The 16,094-nt window shown below is 62.8% G+C and carries 19 protein-coding genes, 1 tRNA gene and 2 rRNA genes; 18 read left to right on the top strand and 4 right to left on the bottom strand.

The annotated features are described in order from the left end of the window. Window positions 1-13: 13 nt before the first annotated feature. The 7 genes from ACOJSJ_RS15720 (at window position 14) to ACOJSJ_RS15690 (ending at window position 6,460) form a co-directional block, all read left to right on the top strand. Window positions 14-139, top strand: coding sequence for a transposase (locus tag ACOJSJ_RS15720; RefSeq protein ID WP_037482006.1), 126 nt, complete (start codon window positions 14-16; stop codon window positions 137-139). A gap of 94 nt (window positions 140-233) precedes the next feature. Beyond that, the gene (locus ACOJSJ_RS15715; protein ID WP_420145911.1) at window positions 234-1,463 is read left to right on the top strand and encodes a glutathione-independent formaldehyde dehydrogenase; all 1,230 of its coding nucleotides are present in this window, start codon (window positions 234-236) and stop codon (window positions 1,461-1,463) included. 277 nt (window positions 1,464-1,740) lie between these two features. Beyond that, the gene (gene dnaK, locus ACOJSJ_RS15710; RefSeq protein ID WP_420145910.1) at window positions 1,741-3,633 is read left to right on the top strand and encodes a molecular chaperone DnaK; all 1,893 of its coding nucleotides are present in this window, start codon (window positions 1,741-1,743) and stop codon (window positions 3,631-3,633) included. A gap of 178 nt (window positions 3,634-3,811) precedes the next feature. Continuing rightward, a complete protein-coding gene (locus tag ACOJSJ_RS15705; RefSeq protein WP_420145909.1) occupies window positions 3,812-4,465 on the top strand; it encodes a BON domain-containing protein in 654 nt (217 codons plus the stop codon). A 44-nt stretch (window positions 4,466-4,509) separates the two neighbouring features. After that, window positions 4,510-5,148, top strand: coding sequence for an HdeD family acid-resistance protein (locus ACOJSJ_RS15700; protein WP_420145908.1), 639 nt, complete (start codon window positions 4,510-4,512; stop codon window positions 5,146-5,148). Between the two features lie 57 nt (window positions 5,149-5,205). Then, window positions 5,206-5,769 carry a hypothetical protein gene (locus ACOJSJ_RS15695; protein ID WP_420145907.1) on the top strand — a complete coding sequence of 188 codons (564 nt, stop codon included), beginning with the start codon at window positions 5,206-5,208 and terminating at the stop codon, window positions 5,767-5,769. Window positions 5,770-5,905: 136 nt separating this feature from the next. Next, window positions 5,906-6,460 (top strand): DsbA family protein, encoded by a 555-nt coding sequence (locus tag ACOJSJ_RS15690; protein WP_420145906.1) that lies wholly within the window; start codon window positions 5,906-5,908, stop codon window positions 6,458-6,460. A gap of 34 nt (window positions 6,461-6,494) precedes the next feature. On the opposite strand, the gene ACOJSJ_RS15685 is transcribed toward ACOJSJ_RS15690, so the two are convergent. Continuing rightward, window positions 6,495-7,277, bottom strand: a complete 783-nt coding sequence (locus ACOJSJ_RS15685; RefSeq protein WP_420145912.1) for an MEDS domain-containing protein — start codon at window positions 7,275-7,277, stop codon at window positions 6,495-6,497. Between the two features lie 249 nt (window positions 7,278-7,526). Between ACOJSJ_RS15685 and ACOJSJ_RS15680 the strand changes: the two genes are divergently transcribed. The 11 genes from ACOJSJ_RS15680 to ACOJSJ_RS15630 all read left to right on the top strand — a co-directional run bounded on the left by ACOJSJ_RS15680 (window position 7,527) and on the right by ACOJSJ_RS15630 (window position 15,485). Beyond that, window positions 7,527-8,222: a Crp/Fnr family transcriptional regulator gene (locus ACOJSJ_RS15680; protein ID WP_420145905.1), complete on the top strand. Its 696-nt coding sequence runs from the start codon at window positions 7,527-7,529 to the stop codon at window positions 8,220-8,222. Window positions 8,223-8,403: 181 nt separating this feature from the next. Next, window positions 8,404-8,748, top strand: a complete 345-nt coding sequence (locus tag ACOJSJ_RS15675; protein WP_420145904.1) for an antibiotic biosynthesis monooxygenase — start codon at window positions 8,404-8,406, stop codon at window positions 8,746-8,748. Between the two features lie 66 nt (window positions 8,749-8,814). Further along, window positions 8,815-9,390, top strand: a complete 576-nt coding sequence (locus ACOJSJ_RS15670) for a type 1 glutamine amidotransferase domain-containing protein (RefSeq protein ID WP_420145903.1) — start codon at window positions 8,815-8,817, stop codon at window positions 9,388-9,390. A 53-nt stretch (window positions 9,391-9,443) separates the two neighbouring features. Next, window positions 9,444-10,280, top strand: a complete 837-nt coding sequence (locus ACOJSJ_RS15665) for an aldo/keto reductase (RefSeq protein WP_420145902.1) — start codon at window positions 9,444-9,446, stop codon at window positions 10,278-10,280. 87 nt (window positions 10,281-10,367) lie between these two features. Next, complete coding sequence (locus tag ACOJSJ_RS15660; RefSeq protein ID WP_420145901.1) at window positions 10,368-12,938, top strand: excinuclease ABC subunit A; 2,571 nt, start codon at window positions 10,368-10,370, stop codon at window positions 12,936-12,938. Then, on the top strand, window positions 12,935-13,456 hold the full coding sequence (locus ACOJSJ_RS15655) for a hypothetical protein (protein ID WP_420145900.1): 522 nt from the start codon (window positions 12,935-12,937) through the stop codon (window positions 13,454-13,456). Before ACOJSJ_RS15660 ends, ACOJSJ_RS15655 begins: the two co-directional genes overlap by 4 nt. Window positions 13,457-13,479: 23 nt before the next feature. Continuing rightward, a complete protein-coding gene (locus tag ACOJSJ_RS15650) occupies window positions 13,480-13,815 on the top strand; it encodes a hypothetical protein (RefSeq protein ID WP_420145899.1) in 336 nt (111 codons plus the stop codon). 91 nt (window positions 13,816-13,906) lie between these two features. Then, the gene (locus ACOJSJ_RS15645; protein WP_420145898.1) at window positions 13,907-14,179 is read left to right on the top strand and encodes a hypothetical protein; all 273 of its coding nucleotides are present in this window, start codon (window positions 13,907-13,909) and stop codon (window positions 14,177-14,179) included. Beyond that, window positions 14,176-14,418, top strand: a complete 243-nt coding sequence (locus ACOJSJ_RS15640; protein ID WP_420145897.1) for a DJ-1/PfpI family protein — start codon at window positions 14,176-14,178, stop codon at window positions 14,416-14,418. Before ACOJSJ_RS15645 ends, ACOJSJ_RS15640 begins: the two co-directional genes overlap by 4 nt. Before the next feature lie 35 nt (window positions 14,419-14,453). Continuing rightward, the gene (locus ACOJSJ_RS15635; protein WP_420145896.1) at window positions 14,454-14,927 is read left to right on the top strand and encodes a helix-turn-helix domain-containing protein; all 474 of its coding nucleotides are present in this window, start codon (window positions 14,454-14,456) and stop codon (window positions 14,925-14,927) included. A 93-nt stretch (window positions 14,928-15,020) separates the two neighbouring features. After that, window positions 15,021-15,485, top strand: a complete 465-nt coding sequence (locus ACOJSJ_RS15630) for a hypothetical protein (RefSeq protein WP_420145895.1) — start codon at window positions 15,021-15,023, stop codon at window positions 15,483-15,485. Here ACOJSJ_RS15630 and ACOJSJ_RS15625 read toward each other — a convergent pair. The 3 genes from ACOJSJ_RS15625 to ACOJSJ_RS15615 form a co-directional block, all read right to left on the bottom strand. Next, window positions 15,471-15,547 (bottom strand) — tRNA-Met (locus ACOJSJ_RS15625). The genes ACOJSJ_RS15630 and ACOJSJ_RS15625 overlap by 15 nt on opposite strands. A gap of 62 nt (window positions 15,548-15,609) precedes the next feature. Next, window positions 15,610-15,724, bottom strand: a 5S ribosomal RNA gene (rrf, locus tag ACOJSJ_RS15620). A 134-nt stretch (window positions 15,725-15,858) separates the two neighbouring features. Further along, window positions 15,859-16,094: ribosomal RNA gene (locus ACOJSJ_RS15615) — 23S ribosomal RNA — on the bottom strand; the annotation flags it as partial.

Genomic DNA, 16,094 nt, shown 5'->3' with positions numbered 1-16,094 from the left:
CCGTATCGAGCGCATGTTCGGCCACCTTAAGATCAACCGCGCCATCGCTACCCGATACGATCAACTGGCCAATAGCTTCCTTGGAATGGTCCATCTCGCAACGGCCAGATACTGGCTTAAATTTGTCCACGCCGCCTAGGGACAAGCGTTGACGACCATCAAGGCGGCCGGGCTCCGACTGCCTATTCTCGATCGTAGCGGAAGGGCATCGCGCCGGATCGAGGAACTCAATCATGTCAGCAGGCAATCGCGCTATCACATTCCTGGAACCCCACAAGATGGCGCTCCAGAATCAGGAATATCCGAAGCTTCAGGACCCACAGGGCAGAAAAATCGAGCACGCTGTCATCCTCAAGATCGTGACGACGAACATCTGCGGCAGCGATCTGCATATCTACAACGGCCGCTTCGCTGCCCCGGCGGGGATGCTGATGGGCCATGAGAATACGGGCGAGGTGGTCGAGATCGGTTCCCATGTCGAGCGTATCAAGGTCGGCGATATTTGCTCCGTGCCCTTCAACGTGTCATGCGGCACCTGCCGCAACTGCCGGGAACGGCATACCGAGGTTTGCCTCAACGCGAATGAAGAGCTTGGGTTTTGCGGCGCCTACGGCTTTAATCTGGGCGGATGGCAGGGCGGCCAGGCCGAATATATGCTGGTTCCCTGGGCCGACTTCCAACTGCTCCGATTCCCGGATCGCGATCAGGCGATCGACAAGATCAGGGACCTCACCTTGCTGTCCGACATTCTGCCCACCGGCTATCATGGCTGCGTCGAGGCGCGGGTGGGAACGGGCTCGACCGTCTATATCGCGGGTGCCGGGCCGGTCGGTCGCTGCGCCGCCGCGAGTGCGCAACTGCTCGGCGCGTCCTGCATCATCGTCGGCGACTCCAACCCGGCGCGGCGCGCACTGGTCACGCAGGCAGGCTACGAAGTCGTCGACCCGTCGAGCGCCACGCCCGTCGCCGACCCGATCGAGGCCATCCTGGGCACCGGATCGCGCTGGGTCGACGCGGCGGTGGATTGCGTGGGCCTCGAATGCCACGGCAATGGGCCGGACGGCTGTTCGCACAATGTGGAGGAAGCCGTCATCAATACGATGATGGAAGTGATCCGGCCTGCCGGCGCGATGGGCATTCCCGGCGTCTACACCAATCAGGATCCCGGTGCCCCGACCGAGCTCAACAAGCAGGGGCTGATGGCGCTGGGTTTTCCCGCCGCCTGGGTGAAGTCGCCTACCTTCATGGCCGGGCAATGCCCCGTGATGCGTTATAATCGCGAGCTCATGATGGCCATCCTGTGGGACCGTATGCCCTATCTCACGCCGCTTCTGAATACCGAGGTGATCCCGCTGGAAGGTGCGGTCGAGGCCTATAAGATCTTCCTCGACGGATCGCCGAAGAAGTTCGTGATCGATCCGCACAATATGACTGGGCTAGTATCGAGCGGCGAACGTTCTTAGCCCGTCGTTTGATGGCGAGCCGGTGGACTCTAAAAACGTGCGCCCGCTTGCCATCAAAGCGTTCACCCCGCCACTGCACGAGGTCAAACATCGCGGTGCTTGAGCAAGGTATAGCGGGCGGCGACGCGCGAAGCTTTTTTTCTGCAAGAAGTCGCGTCGTTCATTGCCACCTCTATAATCCGGCATCGCTCAAGCCGCTCTTGACGACCGTCAAGGCGCTTTCCCCTTCCTCATTGCAACCATGACCCGCGTTGATGGCAGGTGGAAGGAAGCAGACATGGCCCGAAATGTGATCGGAATTGACCTTGGCACGACCAACAGCTGCGTGGCGGTGCTCGACAGTGGCAAGGCCAAGGTCATCGAAAATGCCGAGGGTGGCCGCACGACACCTTCCGTTGTCGCCTTCACTGCCGAAGGCGAGATTCTCGTAGGGCAACCCGCTAAGCGCCAGGCCGTGACCAATCCGGAGAACACCGTCTATGCGATCAAGCGGCTGATCGGCCGCCGCTATGACGATCCTGTGGTGGCCAAAGACAAGGAACTTGTTCCGTACAAGATCGTGAAAGGCAAGAATGGCGACGCCTGGGTGGAAGCGCGCGGGAAGGCCTATTCTCCTGCACAGATTTCCGCCTTCGTGCTTACCAAGATGAAGGAGACGGCCGAAGCCTATCTGGGCGAGAGCGTCAGCCAGGCCGTCATTACGGTGCCGGCCTATTTCAACGACGGCCAACGGCAGGCGACCAAGGATGCGGGCCAGATCGCCGGTCTGGAGGTGCTGCGGATCATCAACGAGCCGACGGCGGCGGCGCTCGCTTATGGGCTCGAAAAAAAGGGCGAGGGTCAGGTCACCGTGTTCGACCTGGGCGGCGGCACCTTCGACGTCTCGATCCTTGAGATCGGCGACGATGTGTTCGAGGTGAAATCGACCAATGGCGACACGTTCCTGGGCGGCGAAGATTTCGACAAGCGGATCGTCGACTGGCTGTCGGACGAATTTAAAAAGAGTGACGGGATCGATCTGCGCAAGGACCGTCTGGCGCTCCAGCGTCTGCGCGAGGCGGCGGAGAAGGCGAAGGTCGAGCTGTCTTCCACCATGGAAACCAGCATCAACCTGCCTTTCATCACCGCCGATCAGAATGGCCCAAAGCATCTGGACATCCGTCTTCGCCGTGCGCAGCTCGAAAATCTGGTCGACGATCTTATCCGGCGAACCGAGCCTCCCTGCCGGGTGGCGCTGGATGATGCGGGACTGAAGCCTTCCGATATCGAGGAAGTGGTCCTTGTGGGCGGCATGACCCGGATGCCCAGGGTTCAGGACAATGTCGAGGCGATCTTCGGGCGCGAGCCCAGCAAAGGCGTCAATCCCGACGAGGTCGTCGCCTTGGGCGCGGCGATCCAGGCCGGCGTCCTGCAAGGTGATGTCAGCGATGTCCTGCTGCTCGACGTCACTCCGCTCTCGCTAGGCATCGAGACGCTGGGCGGCGTCATGACCAGGATGATCGACCGCAACGCGACAATCCCGACCAAGCGCAGCGAAACCTACAGCACCGCCGACGACAATCAGCAGGCGGTGACGATCCGCGTGTTCCAGGGCGAGCGCGAGATGGCGGCGGACAACAAGCTGCTCGGCCAGTTCGACCTTGTCGGCATCCCGCCGGCAGCGCGGGGCCAGCCGCAGATCGAGGTGACCTTCGACATCGACGCCAATGGTATCGTCAATGTCAGCGCCAAGGACAAAGGCACCGGCAAGGAGCAGCAGATACGTATTCAGGCGTCTGGAGGTCTCACCCAGGCCGATATCGACCGGATGGTCAAGGAAGCGCAAGCGCATGCGCAGGAGGATCGCAAGCGCCGCGCGATCGTCGAGGCGCGTAACCGCGCCGATTCGGCGATCGCCGCCGCAGAGCACGCTCTCGCAGAAGGCAGAGGCGACGCGACCACCCGAGCCGCGGTCGAAGCGGCGATCGCCGAAGCGAAATCAGCCGTTAGCGGAGAATCAGCCACGGCCATCGAAGGCAAGGCGGAGACCCTCGCGCAGCAAACCGCAGCGTTGGAGCAGTCGTCCGGCAGCGGCGCGGACGGCGGTCAGGGAGGCCAGGCCAAGGCCGAAGATGGCGTTGTCGATGCCGAGTTCGAAGAGGTCGATGACGGCCCGAAGGGCGGTCGCTGAGCCCCGCGTTCCGTCCTTCCTTTTGTGTCGTCGCGTCCCCCCGCCGACGACCGACCGGGCTCTGCAACGCTGCGGAGCCTATATTTTTTAACAAACGGCTCCACGCCTGACGATCATCAACGCGGCGCGCCCGCACTGCGAAGTAAACTGCAGGCTATACATCAGCAGGAGACTTGCCATGGCGACCGACAGTGACATCAAGCGTGACGTTGAAGCCGAACTTCGTTGGGATCCCGACATAGATGCAAGCGACGTCGCGGTGTCGGTCAAGGACGGGGTGGTGACCCTTACCGGCTTCGTCCGCAGCTACAGCCAGAAATACGAGGCTGAGCGCGGCGTCAAGAAGATCAGGGGGGTGCGCGGAGTCGCCAACGACATCGAAGTCAAGCTGCCGAGCCTGAATGAGCGGGCCGATCCCGAGATCGCCCGCGACGCCGTCGCCGCGCTCAAGCGCGAACTGCCTTATTCGGGCGAGCATATCCAGGTGGTCGCCAGGAACGGCTGGCTGACGCTGGAGGGCGAGGTCGAATGGAAATTCCAGAGCGACCGCGCCGAGGAGGTGGTTCGCCGGGTCAGGGGGCTGAAGGGCGTCACCAACCTGATCCATCTGAAGCCCCGCGCGACCCCTACCGAGGTCAAGCAGCAGATCGAAGAGGCGCTCAAGCGGTCCGCTGAAATCGATGCGCAGAAGATAATGGTGGAAACCGTCGGAGGAGAGGTGACGTTGCGCGGGACTGTACATTCCTGGGCCGAGCGGCGCGAGGCCGAGCGTGCGGCCTGGAAGGCGCCGGGCGTAGTCCGGGTTGAAAATAAGATCATCGTGGCGGGCTGACGGCCCAAGGCCAGTGCCATCGCCCATTGCAAGAGGAGACCGTCATGGCTACCACCTACGAACGAATGCTTGATCCAGGTCCGGTGGCTATGCGGATCGCCGGCCTTTGGTGGGCGATGGCGTTGCGCGGTGTGGGCGCTATTGTGCTGGGCATGCTGGCCTTGTTGTGGCCCGCCATCACGCTTTTCATCCTCGTGCTGATCTTCGCGGCCTATTGCATCGCCGATGCGGTATTCTCGATCGTGCTGGCCGTTCGCGGCGCGAAGCGGCGCGCGCGGTGGTGGTGGCCCGCGCTCCATGCGCTGGTGGCGCTGGCAGCGGCGGCGGTGGCTATACTCTATCCTGGTATAACCACGCTCGCCTTCATAGCGATGCTGATCGCGTGGGCGATGCTGACGGGCGTGCTCTCGATCGTGGCGGCGTTCCGGCTGGACGGCGCCCATGGTCGGTGGTGGCTCGTCGCCAGCGGCGCGGTTTCGCTGATTCTGGCCGGGCTCCTGATCGCATTCCCGGCGATAAGCCTGCTTACCCTCACCTGGATGATCGCATTTCAGGCGTTTCTTGTCGGCAGCCTGCTGTTGGGCACGGCCTTCCGGCTGCGCATCAGGAACGCCGAACGGGCGGCGAAGGACGGTAGCGGCACGAAGTGGCGCGATCCGCAAGACGCCAGAAGCCCGGTCTGAGCAGTAGGTACCGCCATGCTCCTGTCTGCCGAATGGGTGAGCGCGGCGGGGACGGCGATGGCTGGCCTTGCCACGCTTGTCGCCGGATGGGCCGCTCTGAGGGGGGTTGATGCCTGGCGAGCGGAGATCGTCGGACGGCGCAAGGCGGAACTGGCCGAAGACGTACTCGCCCAATTTTATCGCGCGCGCGACGTGCTTGTCTGGGCGCGGCTTCCCGACAGACCGCCCGACCCCGCGCCGCAGGACGACGACCGCGACCGGCGCCATCAGTCCCATGCCTCACCGATCGAACGTCTGGCGCAGGAGAGCGCGCTTTTCTCCGAACTCCAAGCCAGCCGCTATCGGTTCATGGCCTATTTCGGAGAGGATGCCGCGCGACCCTTTGAACAAATGCGGGCCATCCATGGTGAGGTGATGTCATCCGCGCAGTCGTTGATCCGTGATCCCGACGCACTGGCGTCCGACGCCGATCGCGATCGCTGGGAGGACGCGATCGGCTGGGTGGGGGAGGAGGACGACATACTTGCGCATCGCCTGGCCGAAACCATCGCGCAGGTAGAACATGTCTGTCGCCCGCTGATCGCCGACCAGAAGCGGCTTCGCCACCCATCGGCTTCGTAGCGAATAACGCCGGCGCGCGCTTCCGGCGCGGACCAGACATGACGCCTGTCAAGGCGCGAAACGGGTTCGACCCGCATCATAGGCAGGACGGAGCCGATTCGTGCGGCTTCTCCCACTCTACGCCAGGATCTATATTATGCAGACAATCCTTCCTCCCTTTTCGATCCAGGACCACCTGCGCGGTGACCCGGATGCGGCAGTCACCCTGATCGAATATGGCGACTATCAATGTCGCTATTGCGCTTCGGCCGAACCGGTGATCGGAGCAGTCTTGCGGCGATGCGCCGGTGTCAGGCAGACTTTCCGTCACTTTCCGATCACCGCCGTTCACGATCTATCGAAGCTGGCCGCTGAAACGGCGGAGTTCGCCGCAAGGCACGGCCGCTTCTGGCAGATGCACGGCGCGCTGATGGCGCAGTCCGCGAACCTGACCACCCCGATGTTATTGAGTCTGGCTGGCGATCTGGGAATCCCGCTGGACGATCTGCGGGCTGTGCTGTTCAGTGGAACATTCACGGGGAAGGTCGGGCATGACTTTGCGCGTGGTGTGCTGAACGGGGTGGATGCTACGCCGACGCTGTTCATCAACGAGAAGCGCTATATCGGTCCGATGACCGTCGGCGCCCTCAGTGCGGCGATCGATGCCGCGCGCGACGCCGTGGTGGTGCCGCAGATACAGGTAAGGGCATGAATAAGGGTCGGCGATCATACCACTTTGCCGACCGTCACCCGCCCCGCGCGGCACCTGATCCATGGCGCGTGACATCCACCAAAGGTATCGATGGCGAAGCAAGCGTCAATAACCTTATGGCTTCGACCATGGTGCGTACGCCCAGCCGTCGTATGGCGCGCTCGCGATGAACCTCGATCGTTCGCACGCTCAGCCCAAGCCCATAGGCAATGCCTTTCGTCGTGCCGCCTTCGGCCACGAGCGAGAGAACCTGTCGCTCGCGCGGAGAAAGGGATGCGACCCGGCTGGCGGCATCCAGCGCGGCATCGCTGTCATCCGTCAGATGACTCTCGATAACAGACCAACGCTTGTGCTGTTTTGCGAGCGCTACTTCATGGGCACGCACGACTTCGAAAATATCGCCCGCCTTGCATGCCGACAATGGGTAGGTGCACAGCAGGGATATGGGCTTCCCCTCGATAATGTTGTTCAGATCATTTTCATATTCCATGAAGGCCTGCCAGTCGCGCTGTTCCAGCCAGCAGGTGTGACCGCTGGCGCACAGACCAGCGTGATCCCGGTCGAGCGCTTCGGAAAGCTTCTCCTCCCACAGGGCCGCCATCGGCCCGGACTGAAAAGTCTCCCCCTTGGCGTAGGTGTCAACCGCCGAATGGAGTTCTACCCCGCATTGTGCGAGCAGGTCGGAATTGATGCCGTCGGGGGCCACCCACATGCACAGGTCCCCCCGCCGTGCGCCTGCAGCGAAAAACTGGCCGACAAGATCAAGGAGATCCTCGTCGGTCTCATAAAAGGCGCATACATGCGTTCCATGGCGGATAGCCGCAACACCGCATCATAGGGTGGCTTTGCGCCAAGCGCCTCTGGCTCATTTCGTTGCGACATGGAGTGGCAACCTCTGCGCTGGATGAGAGAGCTTGCGCCAGCCGAAGCATAACATAATTTGCAGGAGGCGCCGCCTCATTTCTCGTCGAGTTCCGGCTGTGCAGTCACTTAGTGGCATTCCCTATAGGGCAATCCACAAATGGTCGCCCCCTAACCACGGGCGCAAGGTGCCTTCGTCGGGACAATGATCGAGGGCGTCATGCAGGCAAATGTGGAACGCACGTCGTTTTTCGAAGCTCGGCTAAGTCCCGGCAAACCGCAGGCACAGTCCGATGCCGGGGTGGCCATGGTGACGGCGGGGCGCGAGTCGCGGTGGCGCAGGAACGAGGCATGCGACGTGGTGATCCGTCAGGGGGGGGTAGCATGTGTATTATCCGGCGCCGTCCGCAAATTCGCGCTACGGCCCAACGGCCATAGGCAGATTATCGATATTGCCTTTCCCGGGGATTTTATGGGATTCGCGCCCTTCGATCCGGCTTTCTTCCTGGAAGCCATCTCAAACGACACGCGGATCATCTCGTTCACCCGCGTGCAGATCGATGGTCTCGTCGTCCGCTTCCCGGCCGTGGCCGTGCTGATGCAGCAATGCGCCGCCAACGCGATCCGCCGGCTCGAGCATCACCTCCTTGTCCAAAGCCGGATAACGGCGAGGGAAAAGGTCGGCGCCTATCTGGCGGAAATGTCGCGACGGGTCAGCACCAGCGGAACCAACGTGATCGTTCTGCCAATCACCCGCTACGACATCGCCGATCATCTCGGCATCGCCGTAGAAACGGTGAGTCGCACGATGACCGTCCTGTGTCGCCGCGGATCGATCGCACTCAACACACCTCGCTATGTCGAAATCCACGATCCATCCATGCTTTCCGGGGCAGATTAATGAAGGCCGACATTCTCCGCACCGCCGCCGAAGCTCCGCAACCGCGCTTTGGTGCACATGCATTGCGAAGCGCCTTTACTGACAAGCATCAAGGTATCGGGATGCGCCCGGATGTTATGACGAAGCACGCCATTTTAGGCATCCGGACGGCACCGTCCCCTCTAATGAAAAGGAATGACGAATGGCTGACGAACAGACAATCTCGGTGGCGAAGGCGTTGTTCGTTCGTCTCATGGCCCAGCACGGAAAGGGCAACGAGGTAGAATCCTTCCTGCGGGACGGCCTCGCCGCGGTGATGGAAGAGCCCGGCACGACGACTTGGTATGCGGTGCGGTTCGGCGATCTGGACTTCGCGATCTTCGACACCTTCCCGAGCGACCAGGGACGCGCCGCGCATCTTGCAGGCAAGGTGGGAAGCGCCCTCGTCGCGCGTACGCCTGAACTGCTGGAGGGCACCCCCAGGATCGAGCATGCCGATGTGCTTGCTTACAAATTGCCCGGAGACAGCGGGCAGGTGCGCGACTGAGATCGCGCCTGCGGAACATCGGGAGCCTGCATCACCAGCAAGCGCATTATCGAGACGGAGGAACACATGGCTACAAAAACCCTCGACGGCCTAAGGGTCGCCATTCTGGTCACCGACGGCTTTGAGCAGGTGGAGATGGCCGAGCCGCGCAAGGCGCTTGACGCGGCCGGTGCCTGGACCCGCCTGGTGTCGCCCAAGGAAGGCCAGATAAAGGCGTGGAACTTCACCGAATGGGGCGACACCTTTCCGGTGGAATTGCCCCTCGATCAGGCCCGATCCGAGGAGTTCGACGCGCTGCTCCTGCCGGGCGGCGTCATCAATCCCGATACGCTACGAACCCTGCCTGCGGCAGTGGCGTTTGCGAAAGGCTTCTTCGACACCGGAAAACCGGTCGCGTCGATTTGTCACGGCCCTTGGACCATCATCGAAGCGGGCGGCGCGCACGGCCGGCGGCTGACATCCTGGCCGTCGCTTAGGACCGACCTTCAGAATGCCGGAGCGCATTGGGTGGACGAGGCGGTTGTGGTAGATCGCGGCCTGGTGACGAGCCGCAACCCCGATGACATCCCCGCCTTCAACAAAGCGATCATCACGCTGTTCGAGAGCGCAAGCGCGCAATCGCGGCGGGCGGCGGCCCAATGAGACCGCCAACAGGTGAACGTCAGCGGGCGGCGCCTTGGCCGATCCCCACGACCATGCGGCGGCGGTTCGGTCCCTTATCCCGGGACGTTGGTATAATCGGCCAGGGAAGCTGGTATATCGATGATGCGCACAGGCCCTCAGCGGTGGCTGCGCTGCGCTGTGGCCTCGATCTCGGGATGGATCACATCGACACCGCTGAAATGTATGGGGACGCGGAGCTTGTGATCGGCGAAGCTATTGCAGGCAGGCGGGACGAGGTTTTCCTGGTTTCCAAGGTTCTGCCCAGCAACGCCTCCCGCGGCGGGACGATGGCGGCATGCGAGCGCTCGCTCGCGCGCCTGCGGACTGACCGGCTGGACTGCTACCTGCTGCACTGGCGCGGCTCGCATCCGCTGGAAGAAAGTTTCGCGGCCTTCGAGCGGCTCCGCGAGCAAGGCAAGATCCTGTCCTGGGGCGTGAGCAACTTCGATATGGACGACCTTGACGCAGCCTGGAAAGCCGGAGGCAAAGGCCGGATCGCCTGCAATCAGCTGCTTTACAATCTGGGCGAGCGCGCGATCGAACATGCCGTGCTGCCTTGGTGTGAGGCGCATGGCGTCGCGGTGGTAGCCTACAGCCCGCTGGGCCATGGCTATTTTCCGGGCCCATCAACGCCGGGCGGCCTTGTGCTAGCGCGGATTGCCGCAGATCATGGCGCGACCGCGCGTCAGGTGGCGCTCAGCTTTCTGGTACGCAAGTCCTCCTTGCTGGCCATCCCAAAGGCGTCCACCGCAGAGCATGTCCGTGACAATGCAGGTGCGGGTTCGCTGACGCTCACGGAAGATGACATCGCGCGGATAGACTCCGCCTTTCCGCTCGGCCCGGAGCCGCGCCGTCTTCCGATGCTGTAAGCCGATTAGGCCCTTTCGTCAGGGGCGTATAGAAACATGGCGCCAACGCGCGGCAGTTCGCAAACGGCTGGTGGGCAGGAGGTTCGCATGCGGGATATCAAGGCATCCGGCTTCGTCAGGGTTCGCGGCGCGCGCGAGCACAACCTCAAAAATGTCGATGTCGATATACCGCGCGACGCTCTGGTCGTGTTCACCGGCGTGTCGGGATCGGGCAAGTCGTCGCTCGCCTTCTCCACCCTCTATGCCGAGGCGCAGCGGCGCTACCTGGAATCGGTCTCGCCCTATGCGCGGCGGCTGTTCCATCAGATGGAAGTGCCCGAGGTCGATGAGATAGAAGGCCTGCCGCCAGCGGTGGCATTGCAGCAGCAGCGCGGATCGCCCACCACCCGATCGTCGGTCGGCAGTGTGACGACCCTCGCCAACCTGCTGCGGATGCTCTACTCGCGCGCAGGAGATTATCCGCCGGGCCAGCCCCTGCTCTACGCTGACAGCTTTTCGCCCAACACGCCGGAAGGGGCCTGCCCGCGTTGCCACGGCCTCGGCCGGGTCCATGAGGTCACCGAGGCGTCGATGGTGCCCGATCCGTCCAAGACGATCCGGGAACGCGCCGTCGCCGCCTGGCCGATGGCGTGGGGCGGCCAGAACCTGCGCGACATATTGATCAGCCTGGGCATCAATGTCGATACGCCCTGGCGCGACCTGCCGAAGAAGGTGCGCGACTGGATCTTGTTCACGGAGGAGCAGCCGCAGGTCCCGGTTTATCCCGGCTGGAGCCATGATGAAATTCAGCGCGCGATCCGGCGAAAGACCGAGCCGGCCTATATGGGCACCTTCTCCAGCGCGAAGCGGCATGTCACCCATAGCTATGCCACCACCCAGAGCGCGATGATGAAGAAGCGCGCCGCGCGCTTCATGATCGCCAGTCTGTGTCCGGCCTGCGGCGGCAAGCGGCTGCGCCCGGAATCTCTGTCGGTCCGCTTTGAAGGTCTCGATTTTGCCGAGATGAGCAGCCTGCCCATGGCGCACTTCTCCAGAATTTTCGCGCCATATGCCGAGGCGAAGGCGAGCAGGCTTGCCGCCTTGCGTGAGACTCACCCGGAAAAGGCCATGGTGGTCGAGCGTATCGCCGCCGACCTGTGCCGCCGGTTGTCGGTGCTGATCGACCTCGGCTTGGGCTATCTGACGCTGGAGCGCAGCACGCCGACCTTGTCGCCGGGCGAGTTGCAGCGGCTGCGGCTCGCCACGCAGGTGGTGTCCAACCTGTTCGGGGTCGTCTATGTGATGGACGAGCCGTCAGCCGGGCTGCATCCCGCCGACACCGAAGCGTTGTTGCGCGCGCTCGACGGGCTGAAGGCAATGGGCAATTCGCTGTTCGTGGTCGAGCACGAGATGGACGTGATCCGCTGCGCCGACTGGATTGTCGATGTCGGCCCCGCCGCAGGCGAGCATGGCGGCGAGATCCTCTACAGCGGCCCGATCGAGGGGCTGCGTCGGGTGGTGGCATCGGAGACAAGGCGGCATCTGTTCAACGAAGGCGGGAGGACGCCGGGCCGGGGGCGCGAACCCACCGGCTGGCTGCGGCTGGAGGGGGTTTCGCGCAACAATCTCAAGAAGGTCGATTGTGCCTTCCCGCTGGGCGTCATGACCATGGTCACCGGCATATCCGGTTCGGGCAAGTCGAGTCTGGTCAGTCAGGCGCTGGTCGAGCTGGTGGCCGATGCACTCGGCGCGCCGGCCGCTGCCCACGTGCCGCCGGATGCCGAAGTCGCGCTCGACGAACGACCGGCCGACATCACCGAGGGGCGCATTGTCGGCGGCCTGGAAGCTATCGGGCGGCTGATCGAGGTCGACCAGAAGCCGATCGGCCGCACCCCGCGCTCCAACCTCGCCACCTATACCGGCCTGTTCGATCATGTCCGCGCGCTCTTCGCGGCGACTCCCGAAGCCAGGAAGCGCCGCTATGACGCCGGGCGCTTCTCGTTCAACGTCGCCAAGGGGCGCTGCCCGCGTTGCGAGGGCGAGGGCTTCGTCATGGTCGAACTGCTGTTCCTGCCGAGCGTTTACGCGCCGTGCCCCATTTGCCATGGCGCTCGCTACAATCCCGAGACGCTCGAAATCCGATATCGCGGCAAGAGCATCGCCGACGTGCTCGCGCTGACTGTGGAAGGGGCTTGGGATTTCTTCGGCGACGCCCCCAATGTCTGCCGGTCGCTCAAGGTGCTGCGCGAGGTCGGACTTGGCTATCTTCGCCTCGGGCAGCCCGCCACCGAAATTTCGGGCGGTGAGGCGCAAAGGATCAAGCTGGCTACCGAGTTGCAGCGCGCCCGGCGCGGCGGCACGCTTTATATACTCGACGAGCCGACCACGGGCCTTCACCCGACCGATGTGGAGCGCCTGCTGGGCCAGCTTCATGCCCTCGTCGACGTCGGCAACAGCGTGATCCTGGTCGATCACGACATGAAGGTGGCGGCGGCGAGCGACTGGGTGATCGACATCGGCCCGGGCGCCGGCGACGAAGGCGGCCGGATCGTCGCGAGCGGTCCGCCAGCCAGCGTCGCCGCCTGCCGCGAAAGCCGCACCGCGCCCTATCTCGATCGAGCCATGGGCAAGGGCTGGACCGTCCGGACGAACCGGTCGGCAAGGAAGAAGCCATCGTGACCGCACCCATTCGCATCCTTTTGCAGACGACTATCCCGACGATCGAGGACGACTGGCATATCGGCCGTTTCGCGATGCTGCGCGACATGCTCGCAGGGCTGAGGGACACGGACGGCGCGCCACTGACCCACGTCACCGCGCGCGACCGGGACAGCGCGAGTGGACCGGACGCCGTACTCTCGACCCTCGACATGTCGGACTATGACCAGCTCTGGCTGTTCGCCGTCGATACCGGAGAGGGTTTGGACGACGAGGATTGCGCGGCCATCTCGCGCTTCCGGAAGAAGGGCGGCGGGCTGATGGTGACGCGCGACCATATGGACCTCGGCTCGTCGGTCTGCACTCTGGGCAGTGTCGGCGACGCCCATTATTTCCACTCGAGGAATCCGGAGCCCGATGCTGACCGCCACTGTATCGACGACAGCGGGACGCCGGCGATCTTGTGGCCCAATTATCATTCGGGCGCGAACGGCGATTTCCAGGATATCGAGATTGTTGGCGAACCCATCCCGTCCTGATCGACCCGGACGCGACGGACGGCGTGCTGCGCCATCTACCCGCCCATCCGCATGAAGGCGCCGTTGGCGCGCCGGCCAACAATCCGACCGCGCGCGTGATCGCCACCGGCAAGAGCGCGCTGACCGGCCGCCGGTTTAATATCGCCGTGGCGTTCGAGCCGTCCGAGGACGGGGGACCAGCGATCGCCCAGTCCACCTTCCACCATTTCGCCGACTATAATTGGGATCCTTCGGCGGGTTGCCCGAGCTTCGTCAGCGAGCGGCCGGGCGATGCGCTGCCCCGCACGCCCGAGGCCCGACGATCGACCGAGCTTTACGCCCGCAACGTCGCGCTCTGGCTCGCCAGACGAGGCGCATGACAGCCCTTCCCACCGCAACCGCTCGTGTTGAGCGTTTTCCATCCCCGGTCCAATCGGTCAACGGCCGCCGTGGCCATTCGGAGCTGGCGCCATGCTCGTCACAATTTTCGCGCCTGGAAACGTGCATTTGCTTGAAATTGCCGGGGTGCGGGACGCGCTGTGCGAGGCTAACTGCAAGATGGCCCATGCAGATCGGTATCGGGTCAGGCTGGTGACCGAACGCGGCGTGGCGGAAGAAAGCGCGTCGGGCATCACCTATATACCCGATGCTGGCATCGAAGAGGCAGCGGAGCCCTGCGATACGCTGATCGTGGCGGGGCCTTATGGTGTTCCCGGTCCGCCTAGCCAAGCCGTCGCAACATGACTGAGAGACCAGGCGCGGGGCAATCCCGACGCTACGGCTCCACCTGCACGGGGGCTTTCCTGCTGGCTCATGCAGGACTTCTGGCGGGTCGTCGCGCCACCACGCACTGGGAATATGCCGAGCGCCTTGCCGCCGACTTTCCCGACATTCAGGTGGAACCCGACCACATCTTCGTGCGGGACGACCGGCCTTCAGTTCTGCCGGAGTCACAGCGGCGATCGACCTTAGCTTTTCGCTGATCGAGGAGGATCATGGGCGCGCGCTGGCGCTCTGGGTGGCGCGTCGGCTGGTTGTGTTCCTGAAGCGCCCTGGCGGGCAATCCCAATATAGTGCGGCGTTAATTGCACAAACCGACGTGGTCGGCCCGATCGACAGGATAAGGCTGCATATCCTCGAAAATCCGCGGGCGGATCTTGGCCTGGAGGCGCTTGGGGTGGTAGCGGGCCTCAGCCCCCGGCACTTGTCCAGGCTTTTTCGTGCCGAACTTCGGCTCACCCCCCTCGCCTATGTCGAATTGACCCGGATCGACATAGCACGCGGCCTGCTGGAAGACGGTGTCGCGCCGATCAAGACGATCGCCTATGCGGCGGGATTTGGATCGACCACCACGTTGCGGCGGGTATTCGGGCGCAGGTTGGGCGTGACGCCTCTTCAATATCGCCTGCGTTTTCAGACGACCGGCGCAAGCAATGCCGACAAAGACCAGGATGCTCCATTTTGTCCTGAAACGCCGCTCACTCGTCATTGAACAGCTGGTGTCCGGGCCGCATCCTTGCTTGCGGAGGGGCATCATATGAAAATGGACGCTGACAAGTGTGACGGATCCAGGGCATAGGGGCCTTTGCGATCGAAGGTCGATCGCGATCAGGCATTGAAAAACCGTCTTTGGGTGATTGAGACGGAATTGGAGCACCTGTCCGCCAACCTACTGAACGGGCTCCTCAGCCCAACGCTGATGAAGATGCTGTCAGATCGAGAAGTGGAGAAGGCGGATTTGGAAAACCGCCTGGCGCGCTCAATGCCGATGAAGCCCGTCGCCCAGATCCTGCTGCATCCGGTGCTGGTCCAGAAGTTCAGCGAAAAGATCGGCGCGCTACGCGAAACGCTGAACGAGAGCGTCATCCGCATCGAGGCTGCAGAACTGATGGATCAGCTGATCGAGAGCGTGACGATCTACCCCGACGTCGCCAACGGCCCCGAGGCGGAGGTTGTCGCGAGTGTGGCGGATCTTGTGGCGTACGCCACGAACGACAACGCCGCCCCGAGGGGCGGCGTTGTCGTTCTATTGCGGTGGTTGCGGGAGTAGGATTTGAACCTACGACCTTCAGGTTATGAGCCTGACGAGCTACCGGGCTGCTCCATCCCGCGTCAAAATCGCAATAATCGATCTTATGTCATCATGAATGGGTTATATATGCGCGAGCTACAATGCCTGGCGACGCCCTACTCTTCCAGTGCTTAAGCAATAGTACCATCGGCGCAGACTGGTTTCACGGCCGAGTTCGGGATGGGATCGGGTGGGTCACAGACGCTATGGTCACCAAGCAATGAAGCTTGCGCATATATTGGGTTTTAATCGGTGCCGTGCACTTAATTTGGGATAATCTTGTATATCTGGGCTGGCTTAACGACCGACCGATCGACATCAGCATGCAGTGCTGATGTTGATGGTGGGGCTCTTAAGCGCGATCAGAGCAATTAGGACTGGTTAGCTCCATGCGTTACCGCACTTCCACATCCAGCCTATCAACGTCGTGGTCTACGACGGCTCGAAGAAATCTTATCTTGAGGGAGGCTTCCCGCTTAGATGCTTTCAGCGGTTATCCCGTCCATACATAGCTACCCTGCTGCGCCGTTGGCACGACGACAGGTACACCAGAGGTATGTTCAACCCGGTCCTCTCGTACTAGGGTCA

Origin of the sequence: Sphingobium sp. (genome assembly GCF_048594625.1) — a bacterium.
Lineage (GTDB): Bacteria > Pseudomonadota > Alphaproteobacteria > Sphingomonadales > Sphingomonadaceae > Sphingobium.
The sequence above is the reverse complement of the archived record's forward strand: the minus strand, read 5'-3'. Positions and strand labels throughout refer to the sequence as shown.